The organism is Candidatus Omnitrophota bacterium, assembly GCA_040755155.1.
GTDB lineage: Bacteria > Hinthialibacterota > Hinthialibacteria > Hinthialibacterales > Hinthialibacteraceae > JBFMBP01.
The window spans coordinates 1-21542 of sequence record JBFMBP010000114.1; the positions used below are offsets into that span (position 1 = coordinate 1).

11 protein-coding genes are annotated in these 21542 nt (G+C 50.6%); 5 read left to right on the plus strand and 6 right to left on the minus strand.

Features of this window, described 5'->3' with window-relative positions; all coding sequences use genetic code 11:
* Positions 1-129 precede the first annotated feature (129 nt).
* The 3 genes from tcmP to AB1656_17360 all read left to right on the plus strand — a co-directional run bounded on the left by tcmP (position 130) and on the right by AB1656_17360 (position 3084).
* Positions 130-849, plus strand: a complete 720-nt coding sequence (gene tcmP / locus AB1656_17350; protein MEW6237151.1) for a three-Cys-motif partner protein TcmP — start codon at positions 130-132, stop codon at positions 847-849.
* Between the two features lie 10 nt (positions 850-859).
* Positions 860-1567, plus strand: coding sequence for a phage Gp37/Gp68 family protein (locus AB1656_17355; protein MEW6237152.1), 708 nt, complete (start codon positions 860-862; stop codon positions 1565-1567).
* Between the two features lie 290 nt (positions 1568-1857).
* Positions 1858-3084 carry an HD domain-containing phosphohydrolase gene (locus AB1656_17360; GenBank protein MEW6237153.1) on the plus strand — a complete coding sequence of 409 codons (1227 nt, stop codon included), beginning with the start codon at positions 1858-1860 and terminating at the stop codon, positions 3082-3084.
* A gap of 364 nt (positions 3085-3448) precedes the next feature.
* On the opposite strand, the gene AB1656_17365 is transcribed toward AB1656_17360, so the two are convergent.
* The 4 genes from AB1656_17365 to AB1656_17380 form a co-directional block, all read right to left on the minus strand.
* Entirely contained in the window at positions 3449-6340 is a 2892-nt protein-coding gene (locus tag AB1656_17365; GenBank protein MEW6237154.1) for a hypothetical protein, read from the minus strand.
* Between the two features lie 412 nt (positions 6341-6752).
* Positions 6753-7409, minus strand: coding sequence for a hypothetical protein (locus AB1656_17370; GenBank protein MEW6237155.1), 657 nt, complete (start codon positions 7407-7409; stop codon positions 6753-6755).
* A gap of 100 nt (positions 7410-7509) precedes the next feature.
* The gene (locus AB1656_17375; GenBank protein ID MEW6237156.1) at positions 7510-10566 is read right to left on the minus strand and encodes a hypothetical protein; all 3057 of its coding nucleotides are present in this window, start codon (positions 10564-10566) and stop codon (positions 7510-7512) included.
* Positions 10567-10620: 54 nt separating this feature from the next.
* Positions 10621-12660 (minus strand): hypothetical protein, encoded by a 2040-nt coding sequence (locus tag AB1656_17380; protein MEW6237157.1) that lies wholly within the window; start codon positions 12658-12660, stop codon positions 10621-10623.
* Between the two features lie 163 nt (positions 12661-12823).
* Here AB1656_17380 and truA point away from each other — a divergent pair, with 163 nt between their 5' ends.
* On the plus strand, positions 12824-13606 hold the full coding sequence (gene truA, locus AB1656_17385; GenBank protein MEW6237158.1) for a tRNA pseudouridine(38-40) synthase TruA: 783 nt from the start codon (positions 12824-12826) through the stop codon (positions 13604-13606).
* A 443-nt stretch (positions 13607-14049) separates the two neighbouring features.
* A complete protein-coding gene (locus AB1656_17390; GenBank protein ID MEW6237159.1) occupies positions 14050-15801 on the plus strand; it encodes a transposase in 1752 nt (583 codons plus the stop codon).
* Between the two features lie 47 nt (positions 15802-15848).
* On the opposite strand, the gene AB1656_17395 is transcribed toward AB1656_17390, so the two are convergent.
* Entirely contained in the window at positions 15849-16151 is a 303-nt protein-coding gene (locus AB1656_17395) for a nucleotidyltransferase domain-containing protein (protein ID MEW6237160.1), read from the minus strand.
* Complete coding sequence (locus tag AB1656_17400; protein MEW6237161.1) at positions 16152-21377, minus strand: lamin tail domain-containing protein; 5226 nt, start codon at positions 21375-21377, stop codon at positions 16152-16154.
* Positions 21378-21542: the final 165 nt, after the last annotated feature.

Genomic DNA, 21542 nt, shown 5'->3' on the forward strand with positions numbered 1-21542 from the left:
GAATCCTTCTTCCTGAGTAAACTTGAACATAAGCGCGTATCCTTTCTTTTGGGCTTTTCAGCCTTCTTCGCTTAAGGAAAGGGTACGCTGCTTTTTCTTTCCAATCCACACCTTTAGGTTATAACTCAGATATTTTCCTATTATTATATCGACGCCTTTGCTGGTTCGGGCATTCATGTCTCCCGAACTACAAAAGAATTGATACCAGGAAGCCCTACAAATGCACTTTGGATTGATCCCCCTTTTCATGAATACCATTTTATCGATCTCGATAAAAAAAAGGTAGAATCATTAGAAGAAATCGCCAAAGGTCAAGAAAACGTTCATATTTATGAGGGTGATTGCAACGAGATTCTTATAAAAGAAATCTTCCCAAAGATTCAATGGAAAGATTTTCGCAGAGCTCTCTGTATTTTGGATCCTTATGGATTGGATTTGAACTGGGAAGTAATCGAAACGACAGGGAAAATGAAAACTTTCGATATATTTTTGAATTTTCCCTATCTCGATATGAATCGCAATGTACTACGACGCAATTCTGAAGTTGTTTCTGATAGCCAGATCAAACGAATGGATTCTTTTTGGGGAGATGATTCATGGAAAAAATTAGCCTATAAAACGGGGGATACTCTATTTGATGAATGGAAGATTGAGGAGAAAGTATCCCCCGCTGAGTTTGTAGATGGATTTCGGAAGCGTTTGGTATCTGTCGCTGGATTTGAATATGTCCCAGAACCGATTGTCATGAGAAACATGAGAAATGGGATTCTTTATTATTTATTATTCGCATCGCAAAAATGCGTTGCAGAGGATATAATAAAAGATATCTTCAAAAAATATAAAAGATAAGAGTTTTCTCATGTCCGATAAATCGGCGATCGAATGGACGGAATCGACCTGGAATCCATTGACAGGCTGCACGAAAATCAGTCCCGGATGCAAGTATTGTTATGCGGAGCGATTAGCTAAACGCCTTCAAGCCATGGGACAGCCGAATTATAAAGAAGGATTCCGTCTTTCCTTTCATGAAGAAGCCGTTTCCATACCCTTGTCTTGGAAAAAACCGAGAACGATCTTCGTAAATTCCATGAGCGATTTATTTCATAAGAATGTCCAAGCGGAATTTATAAAAAAAATCTTTGATGTTATGAATAAAGCTAAGCGCCATCGTTTCCAAATTTTAACAAAACGGTCTGATCGTCTCTTAACTCTCAACGATGCGATTGCATGGCCGGAAAACGTCTGGATGGGAGTGAGCGTTGAATCCGATGATTATCTGTTTCGCGTCGATCATTTAAGAAATACCGATGCGCATATCAAATTCATCTCCTTTGAACCGTTGCTCGGTCCCATTCCCAATATCAATTTAAAAGGAATAGATTGGGTCATTGTAGGCGGCGAATCGGGTCCTGGGGCGAGAGTAATGGAAGAAGAATGGGTCCTTTCCATTCGGGATCAATGCGAAAAATCCGGAATCCCTTTCTTTTTCAAGCAATGGGGAGGCGTTCGTAAACATCGAAATGGGCGGATGCTTGAGGGACGAACTTGGGACGAGATGCCTATTTAAAAAGTACGTAAATAACATATCTATTTTATTGATAGTAGTCCCTAACCAAATGTTCTTTTTCCCCCGAAACCAAGCCTTTATGATCCCGATTCCCGCGGCATCTGGACGGCGGGCGATTAGACAGGGCATCGCGGGCAAATACCGAATCGTATCGATTGTTTTTTTTGTGAACGGAGCGAATTGAACTTTCGTTCGTTCGTTTTGAGTGTTACAATATTTTTCGTTGCGAGAACGCGCGTCTCTGTTGGCGTGGGATGCGGTTTATTTGGCTAAGACGATTGGAGAGAATAGTGGTTAGAATATCACTGGATATGTGCATTGCCGATATGATTTGTCCGGCGGATATATTCTCTCCCGATGCAAAGAATCGATTGTTATTGAAGAAAGGCGTCCCCCTCTCGGAGAACGCCAAGCGTCTTCTCGCTCAAAATAAAGTTGAATTCATCGATTTTCCTCTCCCTTTCGAGAAAAGGGACGCCGTTCCTTTCACCTTCTCTAACGAAACGGAATCCTCTCTATTCCGCCTGGCGCGCGATTCCTTCCGCGCTTATAAGAACGATGCCATTGCTGATCCCTTGGAATTGCGCAAGGAAGCGTACGATATTCTCGCCCAGGCCGCTTCCGAATTCGAAAAACTGTACGTCAAAGAACATCCCGTTACGGATGCGGAGCCGAAACGGGAATTGCGTTCCATCATCCACCTGCGCACGGTGGGCGCATTGCAGGATTATCTTTTCGAACACGCGAAAAACGTTTCCCTGATTTCGCTGGCGTTGGGATTCGACTATTTCAGCGACTCCAAACAGAGGTTATCGGATCTGCATAAAGTATCCGTGGCGGGTTTGTTCGCCGATATCGGCATGATGAAGATTCCCTCCCGCATTCTTACGCAGGAGACGGAGTTATCGGAAAAGGATTGGGAAATCGTCCGCAAGCACCCGGAAACAAGCGCCCAATTCGTAGAAAGTCTATTCCGCCAAAAGAATTTCATTACGGCGAAAATCGTTCTTCAACACCATGAACGGATGGATGGTTCGGGCTATCCCGCCGGGATTACCGGTCATACTATGGAACCTTACGCCTCTGTTCTCGCCGTCGCCGACTCTTACAACAGCATGATTTCCAAGCGTTATTTCCGTCCGGTTTACGAACCTCTCGAAGCGTTGGCCTCGATCAACCAGGCCGCGGGAAAACTCTACGATAAAAAAGCCGCGGAGTGCTTGAATTTCCGCATCGCCCCCTATCCCATCGGAACCGTCGCCCATTTCCTCAAGGAGCAACTGATCCAAGTCGTCGAATTGACCAATATTCCATCGGATATTGGATCGATAAAAATCCCGGTGAATTCTAAAGGCGAAGGCTTTTACAACATTCCCAAAACCATCCGCAAGTTCGTCCTCGAGCAATCGCAACCGCCCGACAACGCCGTATCCATCGAAGGCCAAGGCGATAAAATCGGCAAGCCTCTCGACGCGTTCGATTTGCTCTCGGCCTACGGCTACGTTGCGAAGAGTTAGTCCTTTTCGGCATCCCCTCGACGCCGCCGTCTCAACAAGATTTTATATGAAGTTATACCAACATGCATTGAGATTGTTGTTTTCAAAATTCCTCTCCCAAGATTGGGAGAGGTTAGGTGAGGGTTGATATTATTAGGCTTATATTTCCCTCACCCTAACCCTCTCCCAAAGGGCGAGGGAATTTATAAGCTGCAATTTTAACGCAGATTGGTATTATACCGTTTGCCATTTGATTTGTGGTATAGCAACATCATTGAGGGGAGGGCGAGGCTCTCGCCGAGCCTTATAGATGCAATGGTTCGCCAGGAGGCTCACCCTCCCTTCCTTTCCACTGCATGCGCATCAAACCCAAGGACATTTCGTATTATTTTTTTATGCCGTTCTTTTTGGGAGTCGGTGTTGGATTCGAGGGCGAGGAGACGTCTTTCGCCGCCGCGAAGGGAGGGATGACGCGATAAGGCAGCCCCTGCGCCGCCGTTGGATATCGCGCCGCGTTTCCGTATCCGTCGCTTAAGTCGACGAAATAGATCGCTCCTGCGGGCGTGAGCGGAAACGAGGCTGTGAAAGTATCTCCCGACCGCTCCATATTGATTTCCGACCAATTTTCATCGGATGGAAGGGGTTTCCAGAAAAGACGCGCCGAAGCGACGATGGCGGGATCTTCGAAGACGCCTTTCACGGTTGCGCGGCTTTTCCCGTCGCCAACTTGATGTTCCAGGGTTATGATCTGCGGCGGATAGTCGTCGGAGGTTATGGCGATATGGAATGGCGCATTCTGGCTGCGGTCGGGAATTGTAATTTCCTGGCCGCCGATAGTTCCCTGGAAGAAATACTCGATATTGCCATCCACGGCGAAGGCTGCTGGGATTTCGGCGAAATACACGCCGTCGATGCGGGTGGCTTTCATATCGAGGCGCCCCGTCTCGCCCGCGCTGTTTTTAAAACTGGCGGCGAGGGATTCTGTTTTGATTTTGGGAGGAATGGAAAGCGTCAGCAATATTGATTGCAGCGGCGGCGATTTGAAGAGGCGGAAATGAGCGAATTGCGGCTGCCATTCGGTTTTGTCCAGCCATTCGTTATATAGCTGCGACAAGATGGCTTGATCTTGTTCGAATGCGGGTTTGGCTTGCCGCCAATGATAACCGGCCGTTTTCATTCTCAGCGGTTCCATCAACGGGCGGTAATGGTTTTCTCCCGTTTGCGCCAATCGCTCCCAGTCTTCCAGCATGGCTTTCTGACCCTGGGAAGCAAGAACTAGCGACGAAGCGTCTCCCGTCAATTGATATAAGCCCATTTGCAACGCCGTGTTGACGGCGTCGCGGTAATAGTTCCCCAGCGCGGAGAGGATTTCCATATCCAAACTGATGGCGTTCCATTCTCGGTAGCGCTGTAATGCGGCGGGAGAGTTTGACTCGTCCGTTTTATCGAGAGATTGGGTTAGGACGGATTCCGCTTCCCGAATGGCCGCCGATGCCCGTTCCGCTCCTGTCGCCGCATCTTGCAATAAATTGAAGGGCGAGAGGCGTCCGTCGATTTGTCCCGTGGCGAGAGCGATGGCTTCTTCTGTTACGGATCGGATGCGGCTGGAATCGAAAGGCCGCGCCTCGAAGAACGCCGTGAAACTGGCGGGCAGTTCCAATTCCGGCGCTAAATTGCGCATGTCGGGACCGAGGCCGTAAACGGAAGCGATGGCGGGGACGACGCTTCCCGAATCCTGCAGCGCTTGATAAATCGGCGCACCCGCTCCCGGTCCGAAATGTCTTTCAAATAACTTTATGAACGTCTCCGGCGGTTCGTTGGGATTGTATCCCAGCCGTCCCCACAGAAGAAACCAATACCAATCCCGTTCGTAGGTCCAGTCATAATAACGCAGGTTGAGCTGGATGGCGCTGGTATATTCGTCCGTCTGTGGATAATAAGTGGATGGCGTCTCCACTACGAAGCCATTCGCGCCTCCGAAAGAAGTATTTTGGATGGTTTGCTTGACGAAATCGTAATTCCCCCATGCAAGCAGGCGATGCGTTCCGCTGGTATGCAGATCGAAAATGACATTGTAACGGCGGGGAAGATTGAAATAATCCTGATAGGAATAACCGCCCCAATCCGCCATTCGTCCTCCGCTGACGGGATACGGGAACGGCGCCTGATCGCCGTTGAATTTCACTTCAGCCACGGTTACGCCTTGATGATTCTCCGTGATATCCCCGAATTGCTTCCGATCGGCCAAATACGCCGGCAGAAATAATATCAGCGGCCGCTCCTTCTTGGCGAATTCTTGCAGGATGGCTTGCTTGTAAAATTCCGTGGAATTGCGGCTCTCTCCAATGGCGAATCCATAACCGTCCAGCATAGGACAATCTTGCAGCAGCCGCCGAAAAGCTTCGGCGTTGTACTTCAACAGCGCGTTGAATTCCTGGGGCGGAGCGGATTTATCCGGGATGCTCCATGAAGAGTTATGATTGACGAGCGATGCGTTTATGCCCCGCTTATGGGCTTCGATGATAATCCGTTGCAGAACCTTGAGATTTTTCTCCGCTTGTTGCTCTCCGACGCCGATGGAGGGAAACGCGGACAAGACGGCGAAATAGGGAAAGAGGTTGTAAAACTCGGCGGTCATGAGATCGTAAATCCCGTGAATCTCCATGTAATTGAAGCGGGACCTGGCGATGGCGTCCAATAAGCCGTCCCAGTATTTTTCCGTATGAAACCAGGAGAGAGGGTCCTCCAGCGCCTGGCGATGCAGCATCAATTTTATCCCCCGCACCGTGATGGAGGGCGTCGATTTTTTGGGCGCGATTCGTTGGGGAACGGGAGTTTCCGGCGCTCCGGTTTCAATTTGTTCGGCCAGTTCGAAAGCGGCGTACATAGCGCCGATGGGATCGCTGCCCACGGCGTAGGCGCGGTATCGATCTCCTCGCGGAAAAATGGAAACGGAAAGCGATTCCGGCGCCGTGGAGACGATATCCCGCAAAATGTCCGCGCCGGGAAAAGAAGCCGCTTTGGCCGAATCGAATACGGACGTCACGATCTCCAGGTCGGCGGCGGAATTGTCGCTAGTTAAGGGACCAAGCCGCCTTTGGACGTCCCATCCATTTTCGGCAAGCGCTTTTTCGATAGCCTCCATCCCGGTCCATACCGGCGGTTCGGGCTGTTCGGAAGGACAAATGATGACGGCGGTCAAAGCATGGCCCGTCGATGCGGCGCATACAATAATAATAAGAAGAAGAAAAGATAGTCTAATGGATATTCGTATCATTACTCTGCTTAAAACATCATTAGGATATTCTTTATTGTCTGCATCAGGATATCCAGGATGAAAGGATGACCAGGATTTTTTGATTTTTTATCCTGATAATCCAGAAATCCTGCCCATCTTGGTCATCTTAATTCCGGTTGACATCATGCCTTCTCGATTGCGATTGATCGATCCCTCAAGGGCTGGGTGACGCCTTACCCTTGCCCCCCAACCCTTTATGCTATCTTGAATAAAAACGCTCCCCACTTCAAAGGGCGGGGGGTGTGACATTTTTCTTGTTTGAACTACCCGACATTTTCACTTCGTGTCATCACTCCCCCAAATTTTCCTTGACTTCTCCCGCTCCCTTGGCTATATTTTTTATAGAGGACGACGGCCTACGGAGCGTTTCGGACGTGCATGCAGGGGGTTCTTATAGAACATTCTGTCTCGTAGAAGTCGCCCTTTCTTTATAAAAAGTTAATAAAGCAAGTTTTTTCTTTTTCTTCCTTATTTCTTCCAAAATAAAATAGTAGCCGTTCAATCTTTTTTTATATCGAATAACAGGTAAACCTCTTTGGCTGTTTTTCGCTCTCGATATCTCATCGGCATTCCCAATGATTTCCAGTATTAAATATAAATCATCTTTTTTCATTGGTACATTTTTTTCATCCTTCTCGCTTTCTTCCCAGTGTCTTTTTCTTAAATGGTTAATCCCATCAGACTCGATAACATGTTCATAATTCAATACATTTATCTGAACAAATTCTTTAATCCGCGCCGCCTCTTCCGGCATCACCGAATACAATACTACAGTTTTATTGGGAAATTTCGGCGCGGCCAACAACTCATCTATCTCTCGCTTCTTTTTCTCGTCCATCCGAAAAACAACGTCCGACTCCTCCCCCAAATTTTCCTTGACTTCCTCTTTCCCTTCGGATACATTTTCTTTTAAGGGCGATTCGCCATAGGTCGTTTCGGACGTTGACGAATGGGATTCATTGAGAATATCATTCACGCTGGCTTTCGCCTTCTTTTTATAAAAAGTAGCCATAGCGGGTTTACCCTGCTCGCGCTGCAATTCCTCCAAATAATAAACATCTTCATTAATTTTCTTCCAGGATTTTTCTATATTAAAAATTCAGCTGATCCTGTCCATTCCAATTCAGAATGACATTATACGCTTACAATCATGATCCGCTGGCCGATCCATACGTTATCGTAAAAATATCGCCCGTTTGCGCGTTGGGAATCCGAAGACCTCGATTCTCTCCCGCCTTGGCGATGGACCAGTAGCGGTTAGCTTCTTTGCGTTCGGTAAAGATGTTGGTTCTGACGACGGATAACGGCGCATCGGCCTGGAGCCATCGAGCGGGTAAATCGAAATATTCGATCATTTGTCCTTCCTTGTCCGCTTCTAAAATTCGGATTTCCAATTGATTCGCCGAGAGCCATCGAACGCCGCCGTCGATGCGTTTGTTGGATCGGAACAACGGCTGGGTGAGATCGTTTGTGGTCACTTCGGAGGCCTTTAGGCACGCCAGGCATCTTCCTCGGCCTTCGCTGTCGAACCAAATGCGAACCATGCCGTCCGTCGCGAAGGGGGGAAAAGAAACCAGCGAGCCGTCGCGGCTATGGAGAAAATAATCGGTTCCGGCGCGGCCTACGCTAAATGGGTGATCCGTTTGGCGTCCTATTAAAGCGATCAATCTCGTTTTCGCGTTGCGCGCCAGGAATCCGTCGCGGTCGATTGCGAAATCTTGCAAACCCGGCTCGGTCATTTTCCAGGGCGTGACGCTGCGGTTCGTTCGAATGACAAGACCATTGGCGTATTGGATGACGCAGCGCGCGGCATCCTTCCATTTATCCGTTTTCAAAGCCGCATCGAGACTGTAGCGGACGCCGTTGGCATTCTCGTAATAGATTTCTTTTACGGCGTTTTTAGGATCGAGGTATTCGCGGGTTATTGGTTTAGCCAAGGAATAATATTCCATGATATATTTACGGATATCGGAGGCGGCCATTCCCGGAAACCAAAAATCGAGAGAGAGATAAGGAAGCCGGCCGAACGCCGCCTCTGCGCTTATATATTGATCGAATGGCGTGAAGCGCGGATCGAGAGGACGATCGCTGGTTTGGAAGAAGGTGGGATAAGGCCCCATGCCAATGAGGGAATAGGCGGGGCGTTGGTAAAGAGCGCTATGATCGGCGATGCCGCGATATTGGGGCTGCGAACGGAAAGGCGCAAAAGAGGCGTCGCCGAATCCCGGCAGGAAGGGCGACAAAAACGGCTGATCGCCGCGATCTTCTATGACAATGGATTTTTTGGCAGTGCGTTTAAATCCCGCGAAATAATCCCGCAATTCGCCGAAGAGACGGCGCGAACTTCTTTCTTCCTGTCCTGTTAAGGTATAGAGAGACGTTGCAAATCGGACAATCTCGGCGGGATGGGGGAAATCCAGCCAAAGCGCGGTGAAACTCATTTTCCCCGCGTCCGCCGTAATTTTCTCCAGCATCGATTCCGAAAGTTGTTGCATTATGGATGGATTCGCCGTCGCAGGATGAGTTCCCGCAGCGGTCAGCGTTCCCATAAGACGGCTCTTCGCAGCGAGTGCTAGATATACGCCGGTGGAATCGGGAGCGTATACGACGGTATTTCCTTCCGTCGTTTCTTTCATGGTCAGGAATTTAAGTTGTTCGGCGGTTCCCCAAACGTCTTTTTCCTTTGCAGCGAGAGGAGCGAAGCGCGCATGATCGGGCCATCCTTTTATAAGGAATGAAAAGTCTTTTAAACCCAGTGTTCCCAATTCGTCGAAGAATTTCTCGGCGGCGATGAAAGCGTCTCCCTTGGCGCCCATGCGGGACATCAATATCTCGCGAGTCTGGCAAGATTGGGTTTCGGGACTTTCCCAGCATTGGCTTTTGGGATTCCAGATCATCAGCGTGCGCATGGGACCGTCTTGTTGTTCGTAAAACCATCCCCGGTCTCCCTGCGCATCGGAATAATCTTCGATCGAACTGTATTGTTCTCCATCGAATTCGAAGGAAACGTTGAGTTTCGTCTCGCCTCCGCTTTGAACCGCCGGACCGTAAGCGGCGAAAAGCAATTGATCCCCTTTAGCTAGGGGAAAATCGCCCTGGATGCCCGTGGCGGGTTTATAAGCGGGATCGAGAATTTGACTGAAGAGAATGTGATTTTTCTCGCCGTCCGCTTCCAGGAGATGCACTTCGCAAGACGCTTTTTCGCCGCTGACCAGCGAGAATGTTCCCTTGAGTTTGACATAACCGGATGACGGAGCTTCCCAACGGCGGATAGCGGCAGATGGCGTTAAGGGATAGCGCGCCAGAGGAATTTCGCCCAAATCCAGTAAGATGCGGTCGCGGAATCCTGCAAGGTCTTCCGTTTTGACGGAGGAAGCGGGCAGTACGTCCGCGAGCAAAGGGCTGACGGTGAGATAAGCCGTCATTTCGAGAGGCGGATAGGTTCCATCGGCGTTCGCGAGAAACATGGCGGGCGTATTGGACGAACGCACCGATCGAGGAGTCGCTTCAGGATTGAATGTCGCATATTCGCCCGCTGCGCTTAACAAGGGATCGACGTAAACGCTGAAATAATATTGGTTGACGAATTCCACGGCGGGAACCAGCGACGAGGGCGCGACAAAAACCTTCGGATTGGCCAGAAAACGCGATTCGCCGATATCGAATCCGCAATAGTAAGCGGTGGCGTGAGGCGGACAATTGGCGACGGCCTGGATGACGAAGGTTTTTCCTTGCATGGAAAAATCGTATTTCTTGGCGCAGGTAACGCCGTCGATCGTTTCCTGAAAGGAGAATGAGTAATGATTTCCTTCTCGTTGATGCGAGACCAGCTTGCAACGGTCTTCCTTAGCGTAATCGCCGGGAGTGATCGTTTCGCCCGTGGCGTTGCGCACGATGAAGCCGCCGTCATAGACGGGGATAATCCGCACTTGATCGTTCAACACAACCCGGACATTGATTAAACCCCGCACAGCGATGGCGCTTCGCGGATTTAGGCAATAATCGATTTTTAGGCGCGGCTCTTGATAAGAGAAGATAATGTCGCCGCGCGTTTCATCCGTAGTGATGGAAGAAATGCCCGGTCCGGCGGCCCAGGCGGCGGCGGGCGCAAAAGGAGATAGCCCTTGCGCCGCCGCAATCGGCGCGCCAACCGTCAACAACAATCCTGCGATGACTCCAATCGTACGGGCTTTTCGATTCATCATATAAAATTTCTCGCTCGTTCCTTTTTGGTAGGTATAAATGGATAGATCCGATTATCAGTTCAAGGAATCCAACCGCCATTCCCGAATGGCGGCGTTCGAATTCTCTTTCAACGCGTAGGTTTTTCCCGCCAAAGTCAGCGTCCCTCCCCCTTCGGCGTTAAAGAGAATTTCCGCCTCGCCCACGCGAGCGCCAAACCGTCCTTCTTCTTGAATCATATGAACGGGCTGCGGCTCATCGGTAAAAAAGGCGTGAAGAAAATAATCTTCCTTATTCGCCGTTTTTGGCGAAATCTCGATCCGCCATTTGTTCGCCAGTGGCGTCAGGACTGTGGTGGGCGGATCGAACGTTTGCCCACCGTAAACATTGCCTTCGATCTTTTCGATCGCTGCGTTCTCCGGCCATAAACTTCGAACGATCATTCTTCCTTTCCCATTTTTGATAGTAATCGTACGGTTGTCGATCGCAGGCTCGTTTTTGCAATGCAGCAGCCAGGTTTTCTTGAAATCCGGCTGTACGCTTTTCACGCGGTCGAAAAGAACGATCGTATGAGGACGGATAAAGACAATGCGCCGCATCCATTGCTCCATTTTGGAAGGCGAATAGGCTTTCGCGCAATCCCCCGCCACATATAGAAATTCGGAATGATTTTCATAGGCGACGATCTCGCCGCGTTCGAATTGTTCCCGGCGCTGTTTCCACATTTCCAGCGTATCCACCGTCCAATCCCATTTCTTCGCCTGGCCGCCGTCGTTGGCGTAAGCGTTGCGTCCGCCGTCGCGCATATTCGTCCATTGCTCTCCCGGTTGAAATACGAGGAGGCAATTATGGGCGATGGTGCGAATCAGCCAGTTGACGGAATGGTTCGATAAGTAATCGTGATATTCGCCGCTTTCCGCCGCCAGCGGTTCGTAGCGGAAAATCTCGATATTCCCTGTTTCGAAATGCTGATGTCCCGCCCAATAGTCTCCGCATTCGAAGCGCAGCCAAGTCGCGTCGTCCGTCCAATCGCTGCGCGCGTAAATCTTCCCGATGCCGGGAGCGAAATGGGCGGGCGGCATAGCGGATAAATCGAGAGGAGGATCGGGGTCTTCCTCATAGAGAAAATCTACTAGCCGCGATTCGGGATTCGATCCTTTCCGCTGGCGGTTGGCGGTAAGGCGGGCGAGTTTTGAACCTCGAAAATATTGCGCTAGAATGGTGCGCAGATGGCGGGGATATTCGTTATGGCCGCCGTACGTATTCGCTCCGTCTCCTTCCACGGGGTAGCGCTCGGCGCCGTAAAGCCACAAGCCGGGATAGGGTTGAAGCAGTTCGTAAGCGAGACGCGAGTAAAAAAATCGAGGCGCTTTCGAAAAGCCGTCATAACCTATACATCGCCGCGCCAGTTCCAAGGCCTGCGCCAAATGCCATAACGAGCCGCGCGCATACCAGCCGCATTCCGTGAAACCGCCCCCTTCGCTGAATTCGTTCAGGACGGGAAGAACTTTCCCTTCGTATAGTTTCTTCAAAGCGTAGTCTTGAAATTCCTCCACCATAGAATTCTCTCCCCACGTTCCGTATGCAATGAGCAAGTAACAAAGGATTTTGGATAACGTGGAATTATGAAACGCATTTTCGTCGGATTTATATTTCGCGAGATGAGCATTCATCCAATCCAATAGCGCTTGACGGTCCGATGGCGCAATGGCGTCGAAAAAAAGATCGTACGTCAAGGCGGCGTCCATCAGCCATATCCAAGTATCCTGGTGGATATCCGTAACCCCGCGTTGAACGTTCTTCATGGCGTTTTGGATATACGTCTCGATTCGTTCGCGGGGCAATCCTTCTACGGCATTGGTTATGCCATCGGCCAACAGCGAATGGGAAGATCGAATATCCGCATAAGCGCTCGGTTTTGCTTTAGCCAACGCCTGAAGATGGGAGCGCGATCCTAAGAGAATAGGGTGCTTGCCCACATTGTCGGCCCATAATCCCGTGGGAATCAATGGAGCGGGCGCCGGAATCTCCTCGGCGCTGAATGCAAGGACGGAAAAGCATAACAACGGAAGCGCGGCGATGGCGCGGCGCATTCTATCGATTATTGCGTGATTCATAATCTCCAGCCATTATTGTTCGATTTAAATATCGTTCCTTATTCTATGGTTATTAGTAAATAGGCAATGAATTCCGTCTCGAATTCCTCTCTCCTATCAACGGATGAGAAGAAACGAAAGTATTATTTCTTCAACCAATGATTCTACCGGAAAAGGATTGCCCATGAGAAACGTCCGCATCGACTTGGAATATGATGGACGAAACTATTGCGGGTGGCAATGGCAGCCGAACCTGCCAACCATCGAGGGCGCGGTGAAGCAGGCGGCGGAAACGATGCTGCAACATTCCATTACCCTCTATTCCTGCGGACGGACGGACGCGGGCGTCCACGCCGAGCAGCACGTCGCACATTTCCATACGGAAGTCCGCCTGCCTGCGCATGTCGTCTTCCGCGCCCTCAATTCGCTGCTGCCGCCGGACATCGCCGTCCACCGCGTTCTGGATATGCCCCTGGACTGGAGCGCCCGCCATGACGCCTTGGAGCGGGAATACCGCTACCGCTTCTACCGCAGCCAGACGCCCAGCGTCTTCTGGCGCGGACGCTCTTTGTGGATAGAGCGCCAATTGGACGTGGACGCCATGCGCGAAGCGGCGGGACGCCTGGTGGGCAAACATGATTTTTCCGCGTTCCGCAGCCTGCACTGCGACGCGGAAAGTCCCGTGCGCCGCGTACTGGAAATCGCCTTCGAGGAAAATCCGCCCCTCATCGACATGCGCGTGCGCGGCCACGCCTTTCTGCGCCATCAGGTCAGGACCTTCGCGGGTACGCTATTGTTTGTCGGCCTGGGCAAATGGCCGCCATCGAAAGTGGAAGACATCCTCGCCTCCAAAGACCGCGCCCAGGCGGGACCGACTCTGGAACCTCACGGCCTTACGCTCGCCGCCGTACGCTACGAAGGAGACGAAGAACGCTTCGCCGCTCAGGAATGGCTGCTCCGCGAATGAAATGCAAGAGTGCAAAAGCAGAACGCTTTGGGTATTGTTTTTTTCTGCCCTCGCTAAAAGCCTATTTTTCTCTTCTCCCTATCTCTTTCGCATCAAAAAAGGCGATTTTTCAATTATTTTAACTAACACCGATTTTCCTGAGACTATTATCCCCAAATCATTTTCAAGGCTTTATGGGGTTGTTGATAAATAACTCCAATAAATCGAGGATGTTAAGCAAAATCATGGTGAAAGAATTTTGGATTGAGTTTTGGGTAAATACTTCCAGATATCATATTTTATTCCTCATCTAATTCATCCCCCCTTACTCGATAATCCTTTATATACCCCCTATTTTAAGGGTTTTCATCATTTTATTATTCGGACTTGACTTATTTAGTGAAATACATATAATTGTTTCATGGTAATATTATACCAAAAATAATATCCCGTTGAGGCGCCCGATGGACGGATTCGACTATTTTTCCACCCCTTCCACGATCACTCAAAAACACTACGAAGCCCTTCGCGCCTTTTACTACGAGAAACTGAGCGCTCAGGAAGTCGCTTCCCGATTCGGGTATCAACTCAGCGCCTTCTATTCGCTGGCCCATGACTTTCGAGTCTTTTTGAAGAACAAAGAAAGCCGGGAAGACTTATTTTTTCTGGAAAAAAGTCCGGGAAGAAAAGAGAAAGCCTCCGTTGATGAAATCGCAAGAACGATCACAGAACTTCGGAAGCACTATCTATCCGTCCCTGAAATTAAAACCATTCTCGATTCTAAAGGGTGCGAAATTTCGGAAAAATCCATCTATATTGTCCTGAAAAAAGAAGGCTTTGCCCGGTTGCCAAGACGGAGTCGGCAAGAAAAAATGACGCGTCGGGTCCAAGATAAAATCACGGCTCCGGAAAGCGCCGCCCTCGCCTTTCAGGAGGAACGATTTTCTTCCGAATCCGCGATCGGCATTCTTTGTTTTTTACCTTATCTTCGGCGATATGAAATCGACAAAATCATTCAGGCCTCCTCGTATCCCGAAACCAAAACCATCAACCGGCTTTCTTCGATTCTCAGTTTTCAAGCCTTAAAGTTGTCCAATGCAGGACGATACAGTGAAGATGACATTTGGCGTATGGATCGAGGGCTGGGACTGTTTGCCGGGTTGAATGTGCTGCCGAAAACCGGATGGTTCAGTTCTTATTCCAGCCGGATCACCCGCCGAACGAATATCGCCTTTCTCCGAAATCTTCATACGGTATGGACGCGGAATGGATTGTTATCCGATTCCATGAATTTGGATTTCAGCGCTATCCCCTATTGGGGGGATGATTCCCCTTTGGAGAATAACGGGTCGGGAAAGTGGAACAAGGCGTTAGCCAGTATCTTGGCCGTTGTCGCTCAAGATCCGGATTCGGGGATTCTGGATTACAGCGACGCCAACCCCAGACATGCCGCTCAACCCCAAGTCGTATTGGAATTCTTGGATTTCTACAGGTCGGGCGCGTCGAACAAGGATGATTTGAAATATCTGGTGTTCGACAGTAAATTCACCCCTTATAAAAATCTCAACGAATTGAACCGGCGCGGCGTAAAATTCATTACCATTCGCCGGCGAGGGAAACAGATTGTTGACCAATTGGAAAAAGTCGAGAAGAGCCAATGGAAGACAATTCGAGTGATGGGAGCCGATGGGAAAGGGCGGCTGTTAAACGCCTATGAAGAAAAAGTGCGCATCAAAGATTACGATCCCCCGATCCGGCAACTGGCCATCACCGGTCATGGAAAAATCAAGCCCGCTTTAATTATAACAAATGACGATGAAATCAGCAGGGAAGACTTGGCGCATAAATATTGCCGGAGATGGTTGGTCGAAAAAGCGATCTCTGAGCAAATTGAATTTTTCCATCTGAATCGAGTCTCTTCTTCCATGGTGATCAAAGTCGATTTTGATTTAACGATGACGGTTTTAGCCCATAACCTCTATCGGCTCATGGCCATGAATTTGGATGGGTATAGTCATAACACTTCGAAAAGTTTGTTTGAAAAATTCTTGCTCAATGGGGGCGAAATCGAAATCGCCTCGGACTGCATCTGGATTAAAATGAAAAAGAAAAGAAATCTCCCCGCTTTGTTGAGTGAGATGGAAAAATATAACGAACTCGTCTACCCATTTATGGCTGGGAAAAAATTGCGCTTTGTGGGCGCTTCGTCCACCTGAATTTTGGGCTAATTCTTTCCCATGAAGATCGGTGATGATCATCTTTTTTAAGAGGCATAAATCAATCTCCGAGTCTGCGCGATTTCTCGGCGTATAAATGGATTTCTCACTCCGTCCGTGGAGAGCAAATCGACTTTCCGGTTGAAGATCGCTTCCAATTCCTCGATCATATCCATCCATTCGAAAAGGCCGATTCCCGAATAGCTGGACATGCGGACAAGCGCGTCCACATCGCTCTCCGGTACGAAATCTTCGCGCAACACCGAGCCGAACAAATAGAAATCCTTCACCTTCCATTTCTTGCAAAAGGCTTCAATCTTATCCATGTCGATCGGAATGCGCGATTCCATTTAATATAACGTCCAATCGGATATATCCGTCTGCACCGGCGGATGGAGAAATTCTTTCGGCGACAGCGCTTCGCCCGTCAGCCGGACTTCGTCGATTTTGCCATTCAGCGCGTCCGCGGTTCCAACCGACGTTCGCCGCGCTCCGACGAGAACAGGCAGGCGGCTGTCCTGACGGAATTCGTTATAACTTGAGAAGCCGTCATCGTTGACGATTTGGGAAGCGATCGGTTCTCCATCGCGGTAAAGGCGAATTTTGTCCCCTGCCAGCGGCGCTCTTAAATCGACGACGACGGCGTAATGATGAAAGACGCCGTCGTTAGGAACGGCTTTATCCCGCGAGGCGAAATGCAGCCGTCCGCCGAAACCGGAAGCGGCGTTGGCGTCGTTGAAGAAGAAATCCAGCGATCCCGGTTGGGAAAGTCCCAAGCCGAAGCGCCAGACGCCGTTGACGGCGGCGCTCGCTTCGTCATAGCGGTCGATCAAGACGGAAGGCTTTTGCGCGCCATCGGCGGCCAGAGCGTAGCATTCCAACGTCAAGCGTTGGTTGACGTTGAGCGCTTCATTGTTTGCGCCGAAGCGAAAGCCGCTTCCTGGCGTTCCATCCAGGTTGAGAGAAGCCAGGTTGGCAGTCTGAGTCAACGAAACAGGATTCTCAGCGCCCGGAGCGGTAATGGAAGCGGAGCCAAGCAATTCGCCCGCTCCCATCGCGCCGCCGCTGTCGGCGCCATTACCTTCGAATCGGAAATAGGCGATCGTCCCATTAGCGGACGCGGGCGCTTGAGGCGTAACTTTCACCGTTACGCCATTGGAAACCTGGCCATCGGCGGAGACGGTGCGAATGATAAAGACGTATTCCTTGCCGTTTTTCAAATCGGCGATGCGGACGCGGTTGTTGGTTATTTTTGCCGATTCTACGATGTCCGCGCCGTCGAAGATGTCCACGCGGATCAAGTCGGCGGCCAGAGGCTCTGTCCATTCGAGGCGGGCGGCGCCGTCGAGCGGCGTCGCAAGGGCGTTCTGCACTTCCGGCGGCGGGATGCCTTGCGTCGTGCGGAAGGATGCAGCGTCGGACCAATCGCTCCAAACGCCGTTCTCGCCGCGATAGCGCATACGCCAATAGTATGTTGCATTAGAAGCGAGAACGCCGGGCGGCAGATCGAAGGAATCGACCGTATCCGATAGTAATTCGCCCGACCAGAGCGGTTGGAAAAAATCCTTCAATAGGGTTTGAATTTCCCACTGCGCTTCCTTTTTTCCCATCGGTTTGGAAATGGTTTCCGTGCGCAACGTCAAACCGCGCGTGGAGATGAGTTCGCCCTCGGCGGGGAAGAGATTCTTGGGCTTGGAGGGAATATCCACTGGACGAACGGAGGGATCGGCCAGGATGAATTCCCGCCGCGCCGCGCCGTATTTCTTCAATTCCGCAATCATCTGCGACAATTGGCCGGGCGAACTCCATCGCTGCGTATTTTCGCTGACGGCGTCCTTGAGATAACTCCAGTAGGAATCGAACAGAGGATCGAGATGTTCGCGGGTAAAGACGCGATCGGTAAAATCTCGCAAACGTTGAAAATATTGGCTGCGGTATTCCGGGATTTCCAGAAATTTCTTGCACAGCGTGTTCACGCCATAGACGCCGCCTTCGGCGCCGTTCAGCAGAGGGAAATTGGAGATCAAAGGAAAAGCGCTGTTGGTAGGAATTTCTCCCCAGGTATGGCTCATCTCTTCGGGGAGCATAAACCACCGTCCATCGGCGCCGCGAGCCAATAAGTAATTCATCTCTGCGCTGTCGGCGTGGGAGAGAACGGCGACGAGGGCGAGGTAATTGAGATAGAGATCGACGTTTACGTTGGCTTCGATAAAAGTTTTTGCGTCCTGAGCCGAATTGAGACCTTCAATAAAATTAATCAAGGGTTGAATATCATCGTCCCGTCCGATCATCGATTCGTATTTTTGGGCGTAGGTTTCGAAATCCGGTTCGGGAGCAAGATAACTGCGGCGCGATTTGACGCCCGCCCGGAAGAGCAGGGTTTCCGCAGGCAAATCGTGATGATTCAGAAAATCTTCGTTGTATTGTTCCGTATTGATAAAAAAGCCGTAGTAGGCGTTATTGACGATCAGCCGGCAATGTTCCGCATTGGCTGCCGGTTGATTCATCTGGCGGAACAAGTCATAAGAAAGATATTCCAAAAAGCCCGCTTCGCCGCGCAATAAGGGGGAAGTTTGATAGTCGGCGTCCAGATTCATGATCCGGCGGTCGCGCCAGCGGTTGCCCTTGACGAATTGTATCTTCCAACTTTTTTCGGGTTTGCCGCCGTCGCCGCGATAATGAACGCCGCCCGCGTTGTAGAGATCGTAGACCTCGCCATCGGCGACAACGAGGCACTTTTGCTCTTGATTGGAATCGGGATTTTGCGTCAGCCAATTCATGACTGAGCGCTCCATGAAGAGATAGACGGAAGGATAATGGGAGCGTTCCAGCGGATCCTCGACGAAGAAGGCGTAGTTGCGCGTCAATTCGTCCTGCAATGGGGAATAGGCTTCCGCGCCCTTGGCATCCTTAGTGGAAATCATGTAACGCCAAATCTCGCCCGGATTGATCTCTTCCGCCTCGTTGAGCGTGAAGGCGTAAACGGAATCTCCGGCGGCGAGATCGCCATGCGTTCCATCGTCCATCATACGAACGGTTTTCCAATCGCCCAGCGCCAGTCCCGCGCCGTAGGGCGAAGAAAGGCGCTGATAATGAAGGACGACTTCGCCTATGCCGTCGTCATCGCGCACGCGGGCCGAGACGATGATTTTATCCGAACCTTCTTCTCCTGCGGACATTATGCGCTGCATATCGAGCTGCGGGATGAGGGAGAAGTCGGAGCTGGTGGCGTTGGCGTTATGTCCTTGCAGCGCGAGAACGTTTTTACCTTTGCGCAGCGATTTGATAAAAGCGGAGGCGTCGAAAAATTCCATCGTCCCCGCTTCATGGTTGCCGTCGGAGAATTGGTTATAGGCGGGGAGAGCGCCCGTCATCATCGATCTGGCAATTTCAACGCCGTTTAAGTACGCGACGAAGCCGTCGTCGTAGTCGACGCCGAGTTGCATGATAGTAAATCCCGTTGGATCGGCGATATCGAACTCTTTGCGGATATAGACGCTGTAGTAAGCGTTCTGCATATCGCTCAAGACGGTGGCGTCGTCGTTGTCGCCGAAGCCAAAGCCCGAGGGACCTTCCAGCCAACTCGAAGCGTCGAAATCGAGAGCGCGCCAGTTGGAGGGCGGTTCCGACTTCCCTTTGAAATAACGCCAGTTTTGGCCGGTTTTGATGATGTTGATCGTTTCGACCCGCTCTTCACTGACGGAGGCGGCGGGATATTGGGGCGTATGCTGGATGCGGGTGATGCGAGGCGGCGTATTGACCATCGCCGCCGAGTTAGGAGCGCCGGGGCTATTGGGCTGGCCATTGCGCCAGTATTGCCCATCGCGGTTGTCGGCGTAGGCGTTGACCAATTCCAAAGAAGTTCCATCTCCGTCCGGACGGATCGGCCAAGGCATACGGTCGTTATAATTGACGTAATCGATGACGACGCCGTTGGCGTTCATCAAGGCGATGGCTTCGCCGCCATTGTTAAGCTGCAGCATATAATCGCCGATGCGGTTGGGAACGTTCGGATAGCGATCCGCTTTTTTGCAGACGAGAACAGTTCCGCCCGCGGCGAGAGACGTTCCCTGCGGGAAGCGAAATTCGACGCCGTTGGAAAAGAACCAGCCGCTGAGGTCAATAACCTGGGCGCTCCGGTTAAACAGTTCGATATATTCATTATCGACATTGCTATCATACTCCTCGTTCGAGGGATGATAAAAAATCTCGTTGATAACAATGTCGTAATCGTGGTATGCAGGATCGGCGATCGCTTTAATGTTGGGAAGCCCCGGCGTTCCGCCTTGCGGAGAAACGCCCCAATTATTCGGTTCGTTGTTAGGACGCGAGGCTTGCTGCAATTCCAACGAACCGCCTTCGCCATCTGCGCCCCAAGGCCATTCCGGCGTATCGTTATAATCCACCTCGGCGATCAAGCGCTCGTTCACATCGAACAAGCGAACGGAATCGCCGCCGTCATTCAATGAAAAGGGCAGACCTTCCACTACAGGCGCCGTCCAACTCAGTTCTTTGGAATGGGCGATGAGGAGAAAGCCTTGGGATGTAATGGAGGTTCCCGGCGCCAGGCGGAATTCATGCGCATCTTCATCGTCCTTGAGTATCCAATAAGAAAGATCGATCGCCTGCGCAGTGGGATTGAACAACTCGATCCACTCTTTGTCTTCTCCATCCGCCGATGGATTGTTGTACATAATTTCGTTGATAACGACGGCGCCGGGAGCGATAGGCTGGTTATCCACGAGATAGAGATAACGGGCGCTGCCGCCGGGAAGAACGATGGACGAACCGCTTTGGCTGACAGATGTAATCGTATATTCCACCAAAGCGCCGGTGGATTGGGGAGGAATCCGGCCTTCGAAAACATCTCCTGTCTTCGCCAGATTCAAAGTTTGAGCGGCGCCTCCATTCGCCGTATAGGTCAATATAAGCGATGACAGATCGCTGGGATTTTCGAACCGAACGGAAATGACGGTCTCTTGTGAACTCGCCGGAGCTAGGGGTGAGCGCGAAATGGAAAGGAAAAGCGGAGGCGCGGCGGCCAGCAAGCGGCTGTTGGGGCGGCCGGGCGTCGGAACCTGGTTGGCGCTCCAATATAGTGCGTTATTATTGTCGGCGAGAGGATAGATCAATTCCAAGGATGGACCGTTCCCATCGGCGTCCCTGGGCCAGGGAGCCTTATCGCTATAACTGACGGCGTCGATTTCGTTATCGTTACGATCCAGCAGTTGGATGCGCTCGCCGGAATTGGATAGTTTAGAGGGAGCAAAGTTGCCCGTCGTTTTAACGGAGGAATCCAAGGCGTAATTGGCGCGAATGAATTGTTCGTTGCGGCATACGGCCAGAAAGCCTTTGGCATCGATCGCTGTGGATGGCGGCAGCGTATAATCGATGGCGCCGCTCAATTTCCAGCCAGAAGCGTCAACGGCGTTGGCGGATGAATTATACAATTCGATATATTCGCCGTTTGCTTCGTCCCCTTTGGGATTATACATAATTTCATTGATGACGATTGCGCTATATGAGATGGAGCATAAGCCAAACGCCAAAGCCATTGCCAATGCGAACCTTTTCACTATTTTCCTCCTCATAATAAAATCCATTTTCCCGCTAATCGCAAAGAATAGGCGCAACAGGAATGAATCATATCCCTTCATGCAGCGGTGAAACCATGAGCGGATGCAATATAAAGATAGAATATAGAAAAAAACGCGATTTGTCACATCATGAAGATTTCCCGC